The sequence below is a fragment of the Chloroflexota bacterium genome, from assembly GCA_016219275.1.
In the GTDB taxonomy this organism is placed as follows: domain Bacteria; phylum Chloroflexota; class Anaerolineae; order UBA4142; family UBA4142; genus JACRBM01.
Map to the genome: position 1 here is coordinate 78,830 of JACRBM010000056.1, position 16,892 is coordinate 95,721.

A 16,892-nucleotide genomic window follows, 5' to 3' on the forward strand; every position below is an offset into this window, starting at 1 on the left:
ACCAAGACCCTTGGGGTTTGAAAATCCCCAAGGGTCTTTTATTTCACCACGCGTTTGAGGACGACCATCGTCAAGTCGTCAAAGTGCACACCCTCCCCGGCGAACTCGGTAACCGCGCGCTTGATCTCCTCGATCAGTTCATCCGAATTCAATTGCGCGTTTGTCACGACCAAATCCGCCAGTCGCTCTGCGCCAAACTCTTCCTCGTTCGCATTGATCGCGTCCGTTACGCCATCGGTGTACATCAGCAAGATATCGCCCGACTCAAGATGATTCTCGTACTCTTCGAGCGTAATGTCTGGGAATACGCCGAGCGCGATGCCGTGACCTTTGAGCGTCGTCAGTTCGCGCTTGGCGGCGCGGTACAGCAACGGCGCGTTGTGTCCCGCGTTCACGTACTTGAAGGAATGCGCGTGCGGATCGAGTTGCGCGTGGAACACGGTCACGAACATATCCGAGCGCGCGTCGGCGATGATGACGTCGTTCGCGCGTTCGATGGCTTCACGCGCCGACGGCTTGCCAATCGTCATCGTCCGCAAAATCGTGCGCGAGAGCGCCATGAACATCGCCGCCGCCATGCCCTTGTCCGACACGTCGGCAATCGTGATCGCCAGTCGCCCGCCGTTCAGTTGCACGAAATCGTAAAAGTCGCCGCTGACCTCGCGCGCGGTTTGCCACAACGAACAAATTTCGTACCCCGGCAACGCGGGACATGAATCAGGCAAAAAACTCGTTTGGATCTGGCGTGCAAGTTGCAGTTCGTAATCGAGTCGTTTTTTTTCTTCCGCCGCGTGCGTCAACTGCGCGCCCTCGATCGTTACCGCGGCTTGATTCGCAATGCCCATCACGACGTCAATCTCGTGTTGCGAAAACTGGGTCGAGCGATTGCCCTGGTCCACCATCATCAAACCGACCATCTCGCCGCGCGTCGAAAGCGGCACCATCAAAATCGAGCGGATGCCGAAGGTCTCGATCAATTCGCGTGGCAAGAGCGGACTGGTTGCCGCGTTCTCGATCATCAATGGCGCGTGCTCGCGGAAAAGTTTCTCGAACGCAAAGTCGCCGTCGGTCCGAAATTCCAGCGAGAAAAATCGGTCGCGCAGTAGCGGCGTCAGTCCGTACTCTTTTGCCGGCACAAATTTTTGCTCGGCGGCGCGATATAACAAAATCGCGCACCGCTCGACGCCGACGAGGAGCGGCGTGATGCGAACGATCGTCTCCAGCCCCTCGTCGAGATCGGTAATCGCGGACAGGTTTTGCGAAACCTGCAACAGCACATTGAGATAGTACGCTTCTTCGCGTTGCGAATTGTAGAGACGCGCGTCCTCGACGGCGACGGCGAGTTGCGCGGCAAGCGTTTTGAGAATGAACAGGTCTTCGTCGTCGAACGCGTTGAGTTGATTGCTCTCCACATCGAGCACGCCGGTTACGTCATTGCCCACCGTCATCGGCACAACGATTTCCGATTTTGTTTCCTCCGCCAGTTGATCGGGGTACGGCGCAAAGCGCGGTTCTTTGCTCACGTCGTTCACGAGGAGCGGTTTGCCCGTCGCGGCGACCCAGCCCACAAGTCCTTCCAACCCGATGCGATAGCCGATGCCGCGTTCGCGCCATTCGACGCCACGCGGATGTGTGCTCGCGCGAAACATGACATAGCCCGCATCGCGATCCACGGTGAAGATGTGGACGTTGGTGTACCCAAAGCGTTCGCGCACGAGCGCGACCGTTTTGCGGAGCAATTCGTCGAGGTCGAGGAGCGACGCGATTTGGCGGCTGACTTCGCTGACGGTCGCGAGTTGCCCGGCGCGTTTGCGCTCGGTCGCGTACAAGCGCGCGTTTTGAATCGCGACCGACGCTTGCGCGCACATCGAAAAGAGATTGCGCGCTTGCAGCGCAAAAAAGCCGTGCGCCTTGACGCTGAACAGCGAGAGCGCGCCGATGAGTTCGTCGCCGGCGAACATGGGCACGATCAACGCGCTGCGCGCGACCAGTCCATCGAGTTCCGGCAAATCCAGGCGGAACGGCAGCGCTTTTACACTCAGGTCGTTGCCGCGCACGGATTCGCGGTGCGAGAAAAAATATTCGCGCAGGGGCGCGTGGTCGAGCGGTGTGTACGGGTGCGTCGCGCCTTGCGCGTTCGCTTCGAGCGCGAGTAACGCACGCGTTTCGCGCTCGAACAACTCGACGCGATACAGATCGGCGAGCGCGATGCGCTGGACGTGTTCGTACAACAAATCAATCACGCGTTCCGATTCAAACCCGGCTTCGGACAATGCCTGCCCAAACTGATTCAGCGCGGCGAGGTCGCTCGACCGGCGTTCGAGGCGCGCACTCGCGTCGGCGTAACGTTGCACGATGATCGCGGTGCCGACCAAGCCCGCCGCCATCAGCAAAAAGATTTCGGTGCTGGCGACGGTGTACGCCACCGCAATCGCGATCGCGAACGGCAGCGGCAACAGTTCGACGAGCACCGAATAACCGAGCACGGTGCGGAAAAAATTCCACAACGCCGGCACGCCGCCGCGCAAAAATTCGAGCGTCGCCCAACCAATGTGATCAAGCACGAACCAGGTGAGCGCGGCGCTCAGAACGGCGGGCGCGTTTATCATCGTAAATTCTTTGGGCGCGAACGTTCCGCCAAACAGCGTGTACAAATGCGTGCTCGCGTACGCCATCCCGATTTTCAGACCCGCGTTGAAAATCGGCATCTCGACGAGATTGACGAACGTGTGATTGTCGCGTCGCCACGCATTGAGGAACAGGTACGCGAATCCGCTCGACGCGGCAACCCACGCGCCGAGAATCGGTCCGAAGATGAACACCGCCGCGAGGTCAATGATGCCGACGAGCGAGTGCGTCACTTCGGGCGCGGCGTGAAAACCGGCGCGCTTGAGGAAAAAAGAAAGCGCGGCGAAGAACGCGAGCGGCACGAGGCGCGCCAGCCACGCGTTCCAGTCGGTCAGCACGATCAGCGCGCCGATGCCGAACACGCCGACACTGAGCGCATAAGTCGTTGCAAAAAGGGAATGGCGAGTCATGTTTGTTGGTTTGATCGTTGGATCGTTGGGTAGTTGAATTTCCGCTCCTCAACTATCCAACGATCCAACTATTCAACTTTCCAATTACCGAACGATAGCATTACTCATCGCTGTGAGCGAATTGTCGTATCGGTACTGAATGCCGAAATGCCCGTCGTCGAATTCTTCGTGGGTGTACGCGATGCCGCGTTCGTTCAAACGTTGGCAGAAAATGCGCGCGCCGTACTGCAGCGCGAATTCGTCGCGCAGTCCCGCGTCGAGATAGATGAGACGAAGCGAACGCAACGCGTCTGCGTAGCGGTCTACTAAATTCACCGGATCAAATTCGAGCCAACGCGCCCACACGTCCGCGCGCACTTCGCCAGTATCTGGGTCGAACGGCAAATCGAAACCGTGCGGCGCGTTCGGGTTCGGCGAGTAGCACGCGGACATGGCGACGGTGTTGAGCGTCATGTTGAAATCGCGATCGTGCGGGCGAATCGTTTGCATCGTATCCCAGAATTTGCCGAGACCGCCATAGCGTTTCAAGCCGCGCAGCGCGCCGGGGAAATCCATTTTATAACAGAACTCAAAGTACGTGTCGCCGCTGTGACTCGCCAGCAAGCCGAACACATCGGAGTGGCGCATCGCGAGCATCAGCGCGCCGTACCCGCCGGAACTTTTGCCGACGACCGCGCGCGCGTCGCGATGTGCGACGGTCCTGTACTGACTATCGGCGAAGGCGACCAATTCTTTCACGATGTGATCTTCGTACTGTCCGATCGCCGGTGAGTTGACGTACTGGCTCCCGCCGATGCGCGTAAGGCAATCGGGCATCACGAGAATCATCGGGCGCACTGCGCCTTGCGCGATCAAGCGATCCATGCGTTGCGCGAGCGTCTCTTCCCACAGTGCGTCGTTGAAAAACGTTTGCCCGCGTCCGGTAAATCCAGCCAGCACGAACACGACCGGGTAACGCATATCGCTATCGCTATAGCCGGGCGGCAAATAAATCGGCACGCGGCGCACGAACGGATCACCGAGCGGATTGCCGCGCAACGCTTCGCTGGCAATGGTCTCGATGACGACAGTCCCTTCGGACATGGGAACCTCCTGCACGATGAATAAACATGGGAAAGGTCCACGATGGCAGCAGAACTATGGTCGAACGACAATATTGTAGCACATCACAAAGGAGAGAACAAATCATTTAGCCGCATTGGAAGGGAACGCTCCGGCGAGCGTTCTCTACGCTAACAACCAAATCTTCGACGCACATCCTCACCCGCGCCACACCTTGACAAGGTACATTTTGTAGTGTAAAATGTAAGTGCTTTCAGGTAAGAAGTTTCTTTTCTGCTTCCTCTTTCAAACTAGCAGCCCGAAGCGGAGCAACGCAGATGCCAGACGCAACTGTCTATGATGTGGCAAAGAAAGCCAAAGTCAGCATTGCTACTGTGTCGCGCGTTCTCAATTCGCCCGAGAAGGTGCAAGCGTCCACGCGCAAGCGCGTCCTCGCCGCGATTGACGCCCTGGGTTTTGTCCCGCGCGCAGAGGCGGTCGCACGCGCGCGCAAGAGTCAAGGGCGCATCGGCTTGCTCGCGCCCTTTTTGACTTATCCCTCTTTTGCTCAGCGGCTGCGCGGCATCTCGGCGGCGCTCAGCGCCTCTCCGTACGAATTGGTGATCTACAATATTGATTCCTCGGCGCGGCGCGACGGTTATCTCAACAGCATTTCTGTGACCCGCCGTTTGGATGGTTTGATCATCATGTCGTTTCTGTTTGACGATCATACGGCGCGGCGATTGGTTCAACATGGATTGGAAACGGTGTTGATCGAAAGCAGCCGCGACGTATTCAGCAGCATCGAAATTGACGATGAAGCCGGCGGACGGATTGCGGCTGAGTATCTCCTCTCCAAAGGGCACACGCGCTGCGCGTTCATCGGCGATACCGACCTACCGGATTATGCCATCCCTGTCTGTCAAAAGCGCTTGACCGGCTATCGCCATGCCTTGCGCGCGGCGGGCACGGCGTTGCCGGAAGAGTACGTCGCGCTGGCTCCGATTGGCATGGAACAAGCGCGCCAGCAAGCGCATTGTTTGCTAAACTTGCCCCATCCGCCCACCGCAATTTTTTGCTACAGCGATCTCCAAGCCATGGGCGTCCTCAAAGCCGCGCGCGAGCGCGGCGTCGCAGTGCCAGGTCAACTCGCCGTCATGGGTTTCGACGATTTGGATGTCGCCGATTACATCGGCTTGACGACGATTCGCCAACCGCTGGAAGAATCGGGACGCGTCGCCGTCGAATTGTTGCTCGCGCGTTTGACCGATCGCACGCGACCAGTCCAACATGTCAAATTACCCCTTACCGTTATTCCGAGAGAAACCGCTTGAGCGCCAATCCTAGAAAGGAGGCAAACGGCTGATCGAACACGTCTGCACATTTCTAAAATCGGGTCTGTCCAATTTTCAAAAAGGAGGAGTTTCATGAAACGCGTGACGTTCATGGCGCTGATCGTTTTGTTTGCCGTGATTCTGACGGCGTGCGCGACGCCCACGCCCGCACCCACCACCGCGCCGGCGCAACCGACCAAGCCGCCGGCAGTCGAACCGACCAAAGCGCCCGCACCCACCACCGCGCCGGCGGTTGGTGTATCCACCGGCGAGAGCGAAGCCACCGCGCGCGCCAAGGGGTTGACTTTTCTGGCAGATGCGTACGCCGGCAAGTACAAAGGCACAAAAGTGACGATGACCGGTCCGTTCACCGACGAAGATGCGGTCAAGTTCAACAACTCGATGAAAGATTTCACCGCCAAGACCGGCATCACGATTCAGTACGAAGGATCGAAAGAGTTTGAAGCGTCCATCAGCGCGCGCATCGCTGCGGGCGATCCGCCGAACATCGTTGATTTTCCACAGCCCGGTTTGCTGGGCACGTTCGCCAAACAGGGCAAGGTCGTTGATGCGACCAAGCTCGTGCCCGCTACGTGGATGAAAGAAAACTACGCCCAGTCCTGGCTCGACATGGCGACCATGCCGGGCGCGGACGGCAAGTCCATGATAGGCGGCATCTGGCAACGCTTCAACGGCAAGAGCCAAGTCTGGTATCCCAAGAAAACGTTCGACAAAGCCGGCTACAAAGTTCCGAATACCTGGGATGAGTTGGTCGCGTTGTCGGATCAAATCGTGAAAGACGGCGACACGCCCTGGTGCATCGGCATTCAGTCGGGCGCGGCGACCGGTTGGCCCGCGACAGACTGGACGGAAGACGTCATGCTGCGCACGACCTCGCTCGAAAACTATGACAAGTGGGTGCGCGGCGAACTAAAGTTCGCTTCGCCGGAAGTGAAGAGTGCCATCGAAACCTTCGCCAAGATTTGGAACAACGACAAGTACGTGTACGGCGGACGCGCCAAAATCGTGACGACCTTTTTCGGCGATGCGCCCGCGCCCATGTTCCAAACTCCGCCCAAGTGCTGGCTCCATCGCCAGGGCAACTTTATCACCTCGTTCTTCCCCAAAGGTGTGAAAGCCGGCGAGGATTACGATTTCTTCTACTTTCCGCCGATTGATGCCAAGTACGGCAAGCCCTATCTCGTCGCGGGCGACATCATGGCAGCGTTCTCCGACAAACCCGAAGTTGCCGCGGTGATGCAGTACTTTGCGACTGGCGCAGGCGTCAAGGGCTGGTTAGCCGCTGGCGGCGCGTTGTCGCCGCACAATGACAGTTCCCTGGATTGGTACGGCGACCCGGTCGAAAAGAAAATCGCGCAGATCGTGCGCGCCGCGACCGCCGTTCGCTTTGACGCTTCCGACTTGATGCCCGGTGCGGTCGGCTCCGGCTCCGAGTGGAAGGGCTTTACCGATTACTTTTCGGGCGCGGCGAATCTCGACACCGTGCTCGCCGAGATTGACAAATCCTGGCCCAAAAAGTAAGATGCGTTCGGATCGGACCCGAAGGGTCGCTTGCGAAAACCCTTCGGGTCTTGAATAGGAGAGCAACCATGGAATCGAGCGCCAAAGCTAGATTGAGCCAACCGGTTGGTCCGTTGGATTGGCTGACGACCAATTTCCTCCGCCTTCTCCTCGCGCTGTTCGTGCCCGTGGCAACCTTCGGCATCCTGTACGCCGGCTTTATCTTTCTGCGCGACAGCCAAGCGCCCAAGATCATCATCGCGATTGTGGCGATTATCCTGGGTGTGGGCGGAGTTGCCCTGCTTTACACCGTCGCGAATTGGTTCGTCGAGCAACTCGGCGACCGCTGGCGCGATCGTCTATTGCCTTTTATTTTTGTGGGACCCGCCATCGCGATCCTCATTTGGTATCTTGCCTTGCCGACTCTCCGCACCTTCTGGATCAGTTTGTTTGATTCGGACGCCAGCGACTTGGTCGGGCTGGCGAATTACTTGGCGGTCTTTACGGATCGCACCATGTTCATCGCCTTTCGCAACAATCTGATTTGGATCATCGTCGGCGCGACGTTCTGCGTGGTGTTCGGGTTGTTGATCGCCGTGCTCGCGGACCGCAGCCGCTTCGAGACGTTCGCCAAGTCACTGATCTTTTTGCCGATGGCGATCTCGATGGTCGGCGCGGGTGTGATCTGGAACATGATCTTCAACGTCAGTCCGAACGTCGGCATGATCAACGCGGTCTGGGCGGGACTCCTGGGTCAAGACCCGGTGGCGTGGACCGCCGCCGCGTCGCTGCAACCCTGGAATAATCTTTTTCTCATCGTCATCGTGATTTGGCTGCAGACCGGGTACGCCATGGTGTTGTTCTCAGCGGCGCTCAAAGGCATCCCCGGCGAAATTCTCGAAGCCGCGCGCGTGGATGGCGCGACGGAAATCCAAGTCTTTTTCCGAATCATGCTTCCGTCCATCATGGGCACGATCATCGCCGTGGCGACGACGATCATCATCTTTACGCTAAAAATCTTCGACGTGGTCTGGGTGATGACGGGCGGTCAATTCAGCACCCAGGTTATCGCGACCCAGTTTTATCGCGAGTATTTTACCGCGCAAAATTCCGGTTACGGCTCGGCGATTGCGATCGTGTTGCTGTTGACGGTCATCCCGGTGATGGTTTACAACTTGAAGCAATTCAGCGAGCGGGAGGTGTTCTGATGGCACGTCAATCTCAACCCCGACGACGTTTGCGCGCATCCGATTTGACGGTGAATGGCATCTTGCTATTGCTCGTGCTTGCTTGGACGATTCCAACCATCGGCTTGTTCGTCTCGTCGTTTCGCACCCGCACGGACATTCAGACATCCGGTTGGTGGACGTTTCTGCCGCATCAAGAATGGGTCAAGGTCGAGGAGTTCGATCCGCCCGCTGGACTAGACCGCGACGGCGTGATGGAAATTCGCGGCGCGCAGGGAACTTTCGAACAATTTCGCAACGGCATCGCCTCTTCCGACGGCAACACACGTGTGACGTGGATCGGCAACAAGCGCCTCGGCACGGTCCAAGTGCAACAGCAAAAATGGATCGTCGGTTACGACCTCACGCTCGACAATTATGGACAGGTGCTCGCCGGGAAAACATTTGACATTCGCCAGCCCGACGGCAGTATCGTCACGGAGCAAGGCGACGATTTTACCGGCGCGTTTCTCAACAGTTTGATCGTGACCGTGCCCTCCACGGTGATTCCGATACTCATCGCCGCGTTTGCCGCGTATGGTTTTGCATGGATGCGTTTTCCCGGGCGCAAACTGTTTTTCACGATGGTCGTCGCGCTGCTCGTCGTGCCGCTGCAAATTGCGCTCGTGCCGATCCTGAGCGACTATGTGAGTTTGAACTTGAACGGCACCTTCCTGGGTGTGTGGCTCGCGCACACCGGCTTTGGTTTATCGCTCGCGACGTATTTGCTCTACAACTATATCAGCAGTTTGCCGCGCGACATTTTGGAATCGGCGTTCATTGACGGCGCATCGCAGTTCACCATTTTTACGCGCTTGATTCTGCCGCTCTCGGTACCCGCCCTCGCCTCGTTCGCGATCTTTCAATTTCTATGGGTGTGGAACGATTACCTCGTCGCGTTGATTTTCATCGGTGCGAAACCGGACGTCCAGGTGTTGACGATGCGGATCGCGGAGATGGTCGGCTCGCGCGGCAACGATTGGCATTTGCTCACCGCCGGCGGATTTGTTTCGATGATTCTGCCGCTTGCCGTGTTCTTCTCGTTGCAGCGGTTTTTCGTGCGCGGCTTGCTGGCAGGTTCGGTCAAAGGATAAACCGCGCGCGGACTTGGGCGACTTGAGGTTTAGATGTTCGAGGCGGAGTGGCTGGAACAGCAAGCCGCGCGGACGTGGCAACGCTTGCAACCCAGAATCGAAACGCGTTTTGCATCGTTCGCGCGGCGCGCGCCAGAGGACTGGCGCGTTTTCCATCAGCGGTTGGAAAATAATTTTCCCCGCTTGTTTCAGTCGCTCATTCGCGTCTACGGCAAGCAGTACGATTTCATTTATTTTCTCGAAGAACTGATGGCGGGGATGGCGCAAGCGTGGTGGGCGCGTCCCCCGGAACTCAAAGAACTCGATGCCGCGCGCGAAAAAAATCCGCGCTGGTTCCAATCCAATCACATGCTCGGCGGGGTCTGCTACGTAGATTTGTTTGCCGGCAATTTGAAAGGTCTGCGCGCCAAGATTCCGTATTTCAAAGAGCTGGGGCTGACCTACTTGCATGTAATGCCGCTCTTCAAAACACCGGTGGGCGAAAATGACGGCGGCTATGCGGTCAGTTCGTACCGCGAGGTCAATCCCCGGCTGGGCACCTTCAAACAACTCGCCGACCTCGCCTCCGAACTGCGGCGCGAAGGCATCAGTCTCGTGTTGGATTTCGTGTTCAATCACACGTCGAACGAACACACGTGGGCAAAACGCGCGCAAGCCGGCGTCCGCGAGTACCAGGAATTCTATTATCTCTTTCCGGACCGCGCGCGGCCGGACGCGTACGAGCGCCACTTGCGCGAAATTTTTCCGGAGGAACATCCGGGCGCGTTCACCTATTTCCCCAAAATTCATCGCTGGGTCTGGACGACGTTTCACCGTTATCAATGGGATTTGAATTACGCGAATCCGAACGTGTTCAACGCGATGGCGCAAGAGATGCTCGCGCTCGCGAACGTGGGGGTCGAAGCGTTGCGGCTCGACGCAGTCGCCTTCATTTGGAAACAACTCGGCACGAACTGCGAAAACCTGCCCGAGGCGCACACGTTGATCCAAGCGTTCAACACGGTGACGCGCATTGCCGCGCCCGCGATGATTTTCAAGTCGGAAGCCATCGTTCACCCGGACGACGTAATTAAATACATTCGTCCGGACGAATGCCAGGTCTCGTACAATCCGTTGCTGATGGCGTTGTTGTGGAATTCGCTGGCGACGCGCGAGGTGCGTTTGCTCAACCTCGCGCTGCGAGAACGCTTTCAAATTCCCGCCGAATGTTCCTGGGTCAACTATGTGCGTTGCCACGACGACATTGGCTGGACGTTTTCCGATCACGACGCGGCGCGTTTGGGCATCCAGGGTTACGATCATCGCCGGTTTCTGAACAGTTTTTACACGGGACGGTTTCCCGGCAGTTTTGCGCGGGGGTTGGCGTTCCAGGAGAATGCGAAAACCGGCGATTGCCGCATCTCCGGCGCGTGCGCGTCGCTCGCCGGTTTGGAAAAGGCGCTCAAAGAAGAAACCGCCGTCGAGGTCGAACTGGCGATTCGCCGCATCGTGTTGATTCACGGAATTATCTTGACCGCAAGCGGCATTCCGCTGATCTACCTCGGCGACGAAATCGGCGCGCTCAACGATTATGGCTATCGCCACGACCCCGGCCATGCCGACGATAGTCGCTGGGCGCATCGTCCCGTCACCGATTGGAAGAAAATGGCGCGGCGGAATTCCGCCTCCTCGGTGGAAGGGAAAATTTTCGCGCGCTTGCGCCACCTGATCCAAATTCGCAAACGCGAATCCGCCTTCGCCGGCAACGATCTGCAAGCCATGAACGTCGGCAACGATCACGTGCTGGGATTCGTGCGCCAACATCAGGCGCATTGCATCATCGTGTTGGCGAATTTCAGCGAGCAAACGCAAACCGTGGCGGGCAATCTAGTGCGGCTCTACGGTTCGGGATACGCGTTCACCGATTTGGTGAGTGGACAAACGATCAATGCGGAGGATTTCGAACTAGCGCCATATCAATTCTTGTGTTTGAAGTGTAGTTGAGTTGCTAACGTTTCTGTGCTGGGCTGAACGATCTACGGTCCTCGCCCACGCATCAGCTTTAGCTCATTCGACCTGGCGCGCTCCCACAACGCGATGCTCTCCGCTTCGAGCACGCCGCCGACATAGTCCTTGATGTGTCGCCGCACGTACGGATTTTCGAGCATCTGTGCCGGGTTGATGTTCTTGTCCGCGAGCGCGAACACGACATGATCCACGTCGCTCATCACGATCGCGCCGAGGCACATCACGCATGGCTCGACGGTCGTGTACAAAATCACGCCGTCGTGAATGTGATCGTGGATGAATTTCTCCGCGTCGAGCAACGCGTTCAGCTCCGCGTGCGCGATTTCGCTATGCCGCGCGTTGTGCTGCGCGCGACCTCTGCCGACGATCTTGCGATCATGCACGATGACCGCGCCAATCGGTCGCTCACCTTCACTCAGCGCACGCGCGGCTTCGCTCAACGCTTCGCGCATGAAAAATTCGTGGTCGTGCGAATCGAAATCAAGCATCGTGAATCTCCGCGTGGGTGATCGTTTCGTTGTCATCGCCGAAGGTAAATTTCGCCGCGACGTGTTTGCCTTGCAAGACGCGCGGCAACCAGTGTTGATCGTCCGCCCACATTGTAGCATAAGGAATCGAATTTGTCGCAAACCAACGCGGCGACATTTCATCCGTCTCGCTTGGCTCGCCGCGCCAGCGCGTCGCGATGAACGTGTGAACGACCTGGTCCCACTCTGGTTTCGCCGGAAAGAAAAACTCGATGCGCGCGACGGGCATCAAATCGTCCGGCGCAACGATGACACTGGATTCTTCGCGCAACTCACGCGCCGCGGCATCGGCAATAGACTCGCCATCCTCGATCTTGCCGCCGAATCCATTCCACTTGCCCGCGCCAAATCTCTGCTTTTTATAGCCGAGCAAAATCTTGTCGCCGTCGAGGAGAAAGACCAGTGTCGCGTCGCGCATGATTTTCTACAGCGTGTTGATGAGCAAGAAACTTGCCGCGAGCAAGGTCATGCCCGCGCCGATGGCGATCATCGCGGTCAGATTGCCGCGCTGCTGGGTTGGCGGTGTGCGTTTGCCGCGCGATGAAATCGCCGCGACAATCCCAACCACCGCGCCGACGAGAATCACGGCAAAGCCCGCGAGGTACAACGCCTCGGCAAACGCATCGAGCGTCCATCCGCCGACGAGCCAACTCACCGCCATCGCGATGAACGCGGCGGCGACGTCAATCACAACCACACCTTGCGCTAATTCTTTGAACGTCACAGAACTTTCAGAGTCGTTCATCGTTGACTACCTCGATGTCAAGTAAGTTTGTAACTCGCGCGCCGCCTTGTCCCAGGAAAACTTTTTCGCTTGGGCAAATCCGCGCGCGCGTAAATCGTCTCGCAGTGATTCGTCCGTGAGCGCGCGTTGCATCGCGTTTGCCATCGCGTCCACATCGTGCGGATCAAAGTACAGCGCGGCATTGCCCGCGACTTCGGGCAACGACGACGCGTGCGAGCACACGACCGGCGCGCCGCACGCCATCGCCTCGGCGACCGGCAAACCGAATCCTTCGTAGAGCGACGGATACACAAACAACGTCGCGCCCGCGTACAACGCCGGCAAATCGTCGTCCGCGAAAAAGTCTGGAAAGATCACGCGCTCTTGCAGTCCAAGCCGCTCAACTTTTTGAAAAACATCCTCAAACATCCACCCTTTTGCCCCACTGATAACCAATTGCGAATTGCGAACTAGGAATTGCGAATTCGCTATTCTGCCAAATGCTTCGATCAATCGCGCGTAATTCTTGCGCGGCTGAATCGTGCTGACCGCGAGCAGGTACGGTTTGCCGCGTGTCAGTTCGTGGACGCGCGCTTGCGATTCGGGGGCAATGCTGGGATTGAAACGCGGATCAACGCCGGAGTAGAGCGTCTTGATTTTGTCGCGCGGCACGCGATACACATCGTTCACATCGCGCCGCGTGCTGTCCGCATCGGCGAGAACCAGGTCGGCGCGTGCAAGCGCGCGCGGAACGGCGCGATTGAGATAGTTCAACAACGGCGCGGGGAAACATTCGGGCACGCGCACGTACGAGAGATCGTGAACGGTGACGAGTGTGCGCCGCGCGCGCGTGGGCGGCAACAAAAAATCCGGCGAGTAGAATACGTCTACCTTGCCGATGAACGCTTCGACGAACAGCGGCACACGCGCGCGATGCCACAGCGCGGCGAGATAGCGTTCGGTCAGCGGCGCGCGCCGAATCGTAAAGTTGGGCGACCAATCGAATCGGAGCAACTCAGCGTGCGCGTCGCGCGGGACGAAGAGGACGTAACGATTCGTGCCATCAAGTCGCGACAAGGCGCGCACCAACTCACGCGCATAGCGACCAATCCCGGCACGCTCGCGTGAAGCAGAGGTGAAATCAATTCCGATGGTTAGTTGCATCGTTTTATAGTTTTGTAGTTGGATAGTTGGATGACTGAAGAACTACTCAACTATTCAACTACTCAACTACCCGACTAAATTCCTCGATACGTCCACTGACGATTGATGAAGAAATTCCAAAACAAGACCACGCCGATGGCAGTCGCTTTGGCGGCGTTGTAATCGAGTGGATGCGGCAGCACCGGTCCAAAAATCAACGCGTCCGCGCTGAGAAAAACGCGTTGGTTGATGCCCAAGCCGATCAGATTCACAATCGTAAATTTACCGAACTGGGTATGCCAGGGACGCTCGCGTGATTCAGGATACGTCCACAAACGATTCCACGTAAAGTTGCTCACAATCGCGCATATTACCGAAACGAGGTTCGCGTACTCTTTCGGCAAACCGACACCGAGAACAAGCCAGTTGAGCACACTAAAATCCACGAATGCGCCGACGCCACCGACAATCACGAATTTAAAAAAACGGTTGAATTCGCTCTGATTGAGCGCGATCAATGATAGTAACTTCGCCAAATAAAATCCTCCGAGGCAATGGCGAATAGCGAATGGCAGATAGCGGATGGCAAATTGCTATTCGCCATTTGCTATTCACTATTTGCCATTTGCTATTCGCTCTCCGCTATTCGTTATTTCCTCCAAGATTCCTAGCCCGATGCCGACCTGCACTGCTATGCCGTGTACAAACAAATTGTCGAAGAGGTTGTGCACGGAGAGCGCGACGAGCATACCGAGCAGCCCTGCCGCGACGCCGCGTTGCCATCCACGCGCGACGCGAATCGCGCGCCATGCTTGCCAAAACGCCGCGCCCCACAGCGCGAGGTACGCGAGTAAACCGATCGCGCCGGTTTCGGCGGCGACGTTCAAATAATAATTGTGCGCGTGACCGAGCGGATCGTCCCAGCGCGGCAGACTGTACGCGGGATACGCCGGCGCGTAGTTTCCGAATCCCACGCCGAGCACTGGATTGCGCGCGAACATTTCCGCCGCGGCTTGCCAGTGCGCCATACGTTCGACCAGCGCGAAATTCGCGTCGTCCACTCTGACGCCGCGCACGTCGAACACGCCGAAATAATCCGTGATGCCGCTAAACCGGTCCGCGATCATTGGCGGAATGAGATTGAGACTGCCGAGAAACGCGATGACGATCAACGCGAGCGCGGCGACGTTCGTCAGCACGAACGCGCGGCGGCTTTGCGCGACGACGGCGACAACACAGCCCGCCGCGACGCCAATCCACGCGCCGCGCGACCAGCTCATCAGCACCGCGGCGAGCATAGCGATGCCTGACGGTACGGCGACGAACGCTAACGAGTAAACAGTGAACAGTGAGCAGTGAACAGTTTTACTGTTGACTGTTGACTGTTCACTGTCGACTGCGAAAACTAAACCTATCGTTATTGGCGCGATCAGCGCGAGATACCCGGCGAATGGATTCGGTTGTTCGAACGTGCCGAACGCGCGGATGAATTGCCCGAATAACAAAAATCCTTCGGGACCCCAACGAAACACAAATTGGTAAATGCCAATCGCGGCTTCTGTCATTCCCGCGAGCAACAGTGCGACGAGCACGCGCGGCAACTGCTTTTCGTCCAGGTTGTTCGCGACGTACAGATACATCGCGAACATTTCAAGCCACTTGATCAATTCTTTTGCCGCGAACTCGAACGACACCGCGGCGGTCGTCGAGAGCAGCGCGGCGAACAGAAACAATGCGAACGGCAGCGACAATGCCGGCAATCGAATCGCGATGCGCCGGTCGCGCGCGATCATCCGCGCGAACCACAACGCGACGAGCAACGCGACAAGCACATCCACCGCGGTGACGTTCGCGACGCTGATTTGAATCGGAAACCACGAACCGTACGGTACGGCGAAGATCAGCGCGTACAACGCGAGTTCGTGCCAACGCGCCATCGCAACCAGCGCGAGCGCCCCGCCGATCAACGCGAGCGCGCTCGCCGTCGGCAAGACAATCAACGCGCCCGCGACCATAATCAGCGCGAGCGCGAGTCCCACCATTCGATAATTCTGCCGTGCGATGAACATCGTCAGTTGGGATAATTGGGTAGTTTGATAGTTTGATAGTTTAATTGTTCAAGCACCCAACTATCCAACTACTCAACTATCAAACTACTTACCTTTGATCTTGCGCCTAAAGTACTCTATCGTCGTGGTGAGACCGGCGTCCAATTCGACGCGCGGCTCCCACCCCAGGATCGTGCGCGCTTTGGTAATGTCCGGACAACGCCGGTTCGGGTCGTCCACGCCGCGCGGACGAAAGACGATGCCGGCTTGGTTGCCCGTGATCGCGATGATCTTTTGCGCGAACGTCAGAATCGTCGTTTCGTTCGGGTTGCCGATGTTGACTGGCATGCGCTCGTTCGATTCGAGCAAACGGACGATCCCTTCGACGGTGTCGCCGACGTAGCAGAACGAACGCGTTTGTTGTCCGTCGCCATGCACCGTCAACGGTTCGCCGCGCACGGCTTGCCCGATGAAATTCGGCACGACGCGTCCATCGTCGAGCGCGTTGCGCGGACCGTACGTGTTGAAAATCCGAACGATGCGCGTCTCGACATTGTGCGCGCGATGGTACGCCAGCGTCATGGCTTCGGCAAAGCGTTTCGCCTCGTCGTACACGCCGCGCGGACCGATCGGGTTGACGTTGCCCCAGTAATCCTCGCGCTGCGGATGGACAATCGGGTCGCCGTACACTTCGGACGTGGACGCGAGCAAAAAGCGCGCGCCTTTGGCGCGCGCCAAGCCGCACGCCTTGTGCGTGCCGAGCGCGCCGACCTTGAGCGTTTGAATCGGATACGCCATGTACGAGACGGGGCTTGCCGGCGAGGCGAAATGGAGAACCGCATCGAGATACCCTTCGATGCGGATGTGCTCGGTGACATCTTGCCGGATGAACGTAAAATGCGGATTGCCCTGCAGTTGGGCAATGTTGTCGGGGCTGCCGGTGATGAAATTGTCCATCGCGATCACGTTGTCGCCGCGCGCGACGAAATAATCGCAGAGGTGCGAGCCGATCAAGCCGGCGCCCCCGGTAATTAGGATTCTCATCGGTGTTTATGCCTCCACAAGCGATGTGGCGCAATTATAAATGACAAATGGGCAAATGACAAATGACACATGCCGAATGGGTGTGCGTCAAAATTTTGGAACACTCAACCTTGCGAAGGTTTTGACGACAAATCAAATATGATAG

General features: G+C 57.6%; 14 protein-coding genes. 5 read left to right on the forward strand and 9 right to left on the reverse strand.

What is annotated here, in order from left to right; genetic code table 11:
* Positions 1 to 38 precede the first annotated feature (38 nt).
* Together HY868_15120 and HY868_15125 are read right to left on the reverse strand one after the other, a co-directional pair.
* Positions 39 to 3,038: a SpoIIE family protein phosphatase gene (locus HY868_15120; protein MBI5303463.1), complete on the reverse strand. Its 3,000-nt coding sequence runs from the start codon at positions 3,036 to 3,038 to the stop codon at positions 39 to 41.
* Positions 3,039 to 3,122: 84 nt separating this feature from the next.
* Complete coding sequence (locus HY868_15125; GenBank protein ID MBI5303464.1) at positions 3,123 to 4,121, reverse strand: esterase; 999 nt, start codon at positions 4,119 to 4,121, stop codon at positions 3,123 to 3,125.
* Positions 4,122 to 4,417: 296 nt separating this feature from the next.
* On the opposite strand from HY868_15125, the gene HY868_15130 reads away from it, so the two are divergent.
* The 5 genes from HY868_15130 to HY868_15150 all read left to right on the forward strand — a co-directional run bounded on the left by HY868_15130 (position 4,418) and on the right by HY868_15150 (position 11,237).
* The gene (locus tag HY868_15130) at positions 4,418 to 5,413 is read left to right on the forward strand and encodes a LacI family DNA-binding transcriptional regulator (protein MBI5303465.1); all 996 of its coding nucleotides are present in this window, start codon (positions 4,418 to 4,420) and stop codon (positions 5,411 to 5,413) included.
* Between the two features lie 111 nt (positions 5,414 to 5,524).
* The gene (locus HY868_15135) at positions 5,525 to 6,955 is read left to right on the forward strand and encodes a carbohydrate ABC transporter substrate-binding protein (protein MBI5303466.1); all 1,431 of its coding nucleotides are present in this window, start codon (positions 5,525 to 5,527) and stop codon (positions 6,953 to 6,955) included.
* A 68-nt stretch (positions 6,956 to 7,023) separates the two neighbouring features.
* Positions 7,024 to 8,142: a sugar ABC transporter permease gene (locus HY868_15140; GenBank protein MBI5303467.1), complete on the forward strand. Its 1,119-nt coding sequence runs from the start codon at positions 7,024 to 7,026 to the stop codon at positions 8,140 to 8,142.
* Complete coding sequence (locus HY868_15145) at positions 8,142 to 9,254, forward strand: carbohydrate ABC transporter permease (protein MBI5303468.1); 1,113 nt, start codon at positions 8,142 to 8,144, stop codon at positions 9,252 to 9,254. The genes HY868_15140 and HY868_15145 overlap by 1 nt, the downstream gene beginning before the upstream one ends.
* A gap of 33 nt (positions 9,255 to 9,287) precedes the next feature.
* A complete protein-coding gene (locus HY868_15150; GenBank protein MBI5303469.1) occupies positions 9,288 to 11,237 on the forward strand; it encodes an alpha-glucosidase C-terminal domain-containing protein in 1,950 nt (649 codons plus the stop codon).
* Between the two features lie 32 nt (positions 11,238 to 11,269).
* On the opposite strand, the gene HY868_15155 is transcribed toward HY868_15150, so the two are convergent.
* The 7 genes from HY868_15155 to HY868_15185 form a co-directional block, all read right to left on the reverse strand.
* Complete coding sequence (locus tag HY868_15155) at positions 11,270 to 11,749, reverse strand: nucleoside deaminase (GenBank protein ID MBI5303470.1); 480 nt, start codon at positions 11,747 to 11,749, stop codon at positions 11,270 to 11,272.
* Complete coding sequence (locus HY868_15160; protein MBI5303471.1) at positions 11,742 to 12,206, reverse strand: 8-oxo-dGTP diphosphatase; 465 nt, start codon at positions 12,204 to 12,206, stop codon at positions 11,742 to 11,744. The genes HY868_15155 and HY868_15160 overlap by 8 nt, the downstream gene beginning before the upstream one ends.
* Before the next feature lie 6 nt (positions 12,207 to 12,212).
* Complete coding sequence (locus HY868_15165) at positions 12,213 to 12,533, reverse strand: hypothetical protein (GenBank protein ID MBI5303472.1); 321 nt, start codon at positions 12,531 to 12,533, stop codon at positions 12,213 to 12,215.
* Between the two features lie 6 nt (positions 12,534 to 12,539).
* Positions 12,540 to 13,676, reverse strand: coding sequence for a glycosyltransferase family 4 protein (locus HY868_15170; protein ID MBI5303473.1), 1,137 nt, complete (start codon positions 13,674 to 13,676; stop codon positions 12,540 to 12,542).
* A 74-nt stretch (positions 13,677 to 13,750) separates the two neighbouring features.
* A complete protein-coding gene (locus HY868_15175; protein ID MBI5303474.1) occupies positions 13,751 to 14,191 on the reverse strand; it encodes a GtrA family protein in 441 nt (146 codons plus the stop codon).
* Positions 14,192 to 14,269: 78 nt separating this feature from the next.
* Positions 14,270 to 15,724, reverse strand: coding sequence for an O-antigen ligase family protein (locus tag HY868_15180; GenBank protein MBI5303475.1), 1,455 nt, complete (start codon positions 15,722 to 15,724; stop codon positions 14,270 to 14,272).
* Between the two features lie 84 nt (positions 15,725 to 15,808).
* Positions 15,809 to 16,747, reverse strand: coding sequence for an SDR family oxidoreductase (locus tag HY868_15185; protein ID MBI5303476.1), 939 nt, complete (start codon positions 16,745 to 16,747; stop codon positions 15,809 to 15,811).
* Positions 16,748 to 16,892: the final 145 nt, after the last annotated feature.

Coding starts and splice junctions, on each gene's coding strand:
- HY868_15120 (MBI5303463.1), bottom strand. CDS start 3,038: ATGACTCGCCATTCCCTTTTTGCAACGACTTATGCGCTCAGTGTCGGC.
- HY868_15125 (MBI5303464.1), bottom strand. CDS start 4,121: ATGTCCGAAGGGACTGTCGTCATCGAGACCATTGCCAGCGAAGCGTTG.
- HY868_15130 (MBI5303465.1), top strand. CDS start 4,418: ATGCCAGACGCAACTGTCTATGATGTGGCAAAGAAAGCCAAAGTCAGC.
- HY868_15135 (MBI5303466.1), top strand. CDS start 5,525: ATGGCGCTGATCGTTTTGTTTGCCGTGATTCTGACGGCGTGCGCGACG.
- HY868_15140 (MBI5303467.1), top strand. CDS start 7,024: ATGGAATCGAGCGCCAAAGCTAGATTGAGCCAACCGGTTGGTCCGTTG.
- HY868_15145 (MBI5303468.1), top strand. CDS start 8,142: ATGGCACGTCAATCTCAACCCCGACGACGTTTGCGCGCATCCGATTTG.
- HY868_15150 (MBI5303469.1), top strand. CDS start 9,288: ATGTTCGAGGCGGAGTGGCTGGAACAGCAAGCCGCGCGGACGTGGCAA.
- HY868_15155 (MBI5303470.1), bottom strand. CDS start 11,749: ATGCTTGATTTCGATTCGCACGACCACGAATTTTTCATGCGCGAAGCG.
- HY868_15160 (MBI5303471.1), bottom strand. CDS start 12,206: ATGCGCGACGCGACACTGGTCTTTCTCCTCGACGGCGACAAGATTTTG.
- HY868_15165 (MBI5303472.1), bottom strand. CDS start 12,533: ATGAACGACTCTGAAAGTTCTGTGACGTTCAAAGAATTAGCGCAAGGT.
- HY868_15170 (MBI5303473.1), bottom strand. CDS start 13,676: ATGCAACTAACCATCGGAATTGATTTCACCTCTGCTTCACGCGAGCGT.
- HY868_15180 (MBI5303475.1), bottom strand. CDS start 15,724: ATGTTCATCGCACGGCAGAATTATCGAATGGTGGGACTCGCGCTCGCG.
- HY868_15185 (MBI5303476.1), bottom strand. CDS start 16,747: ATGAGAATCCTAATTACCGGGGGCGCCGGCTTGATCGGCTCGCACCTC.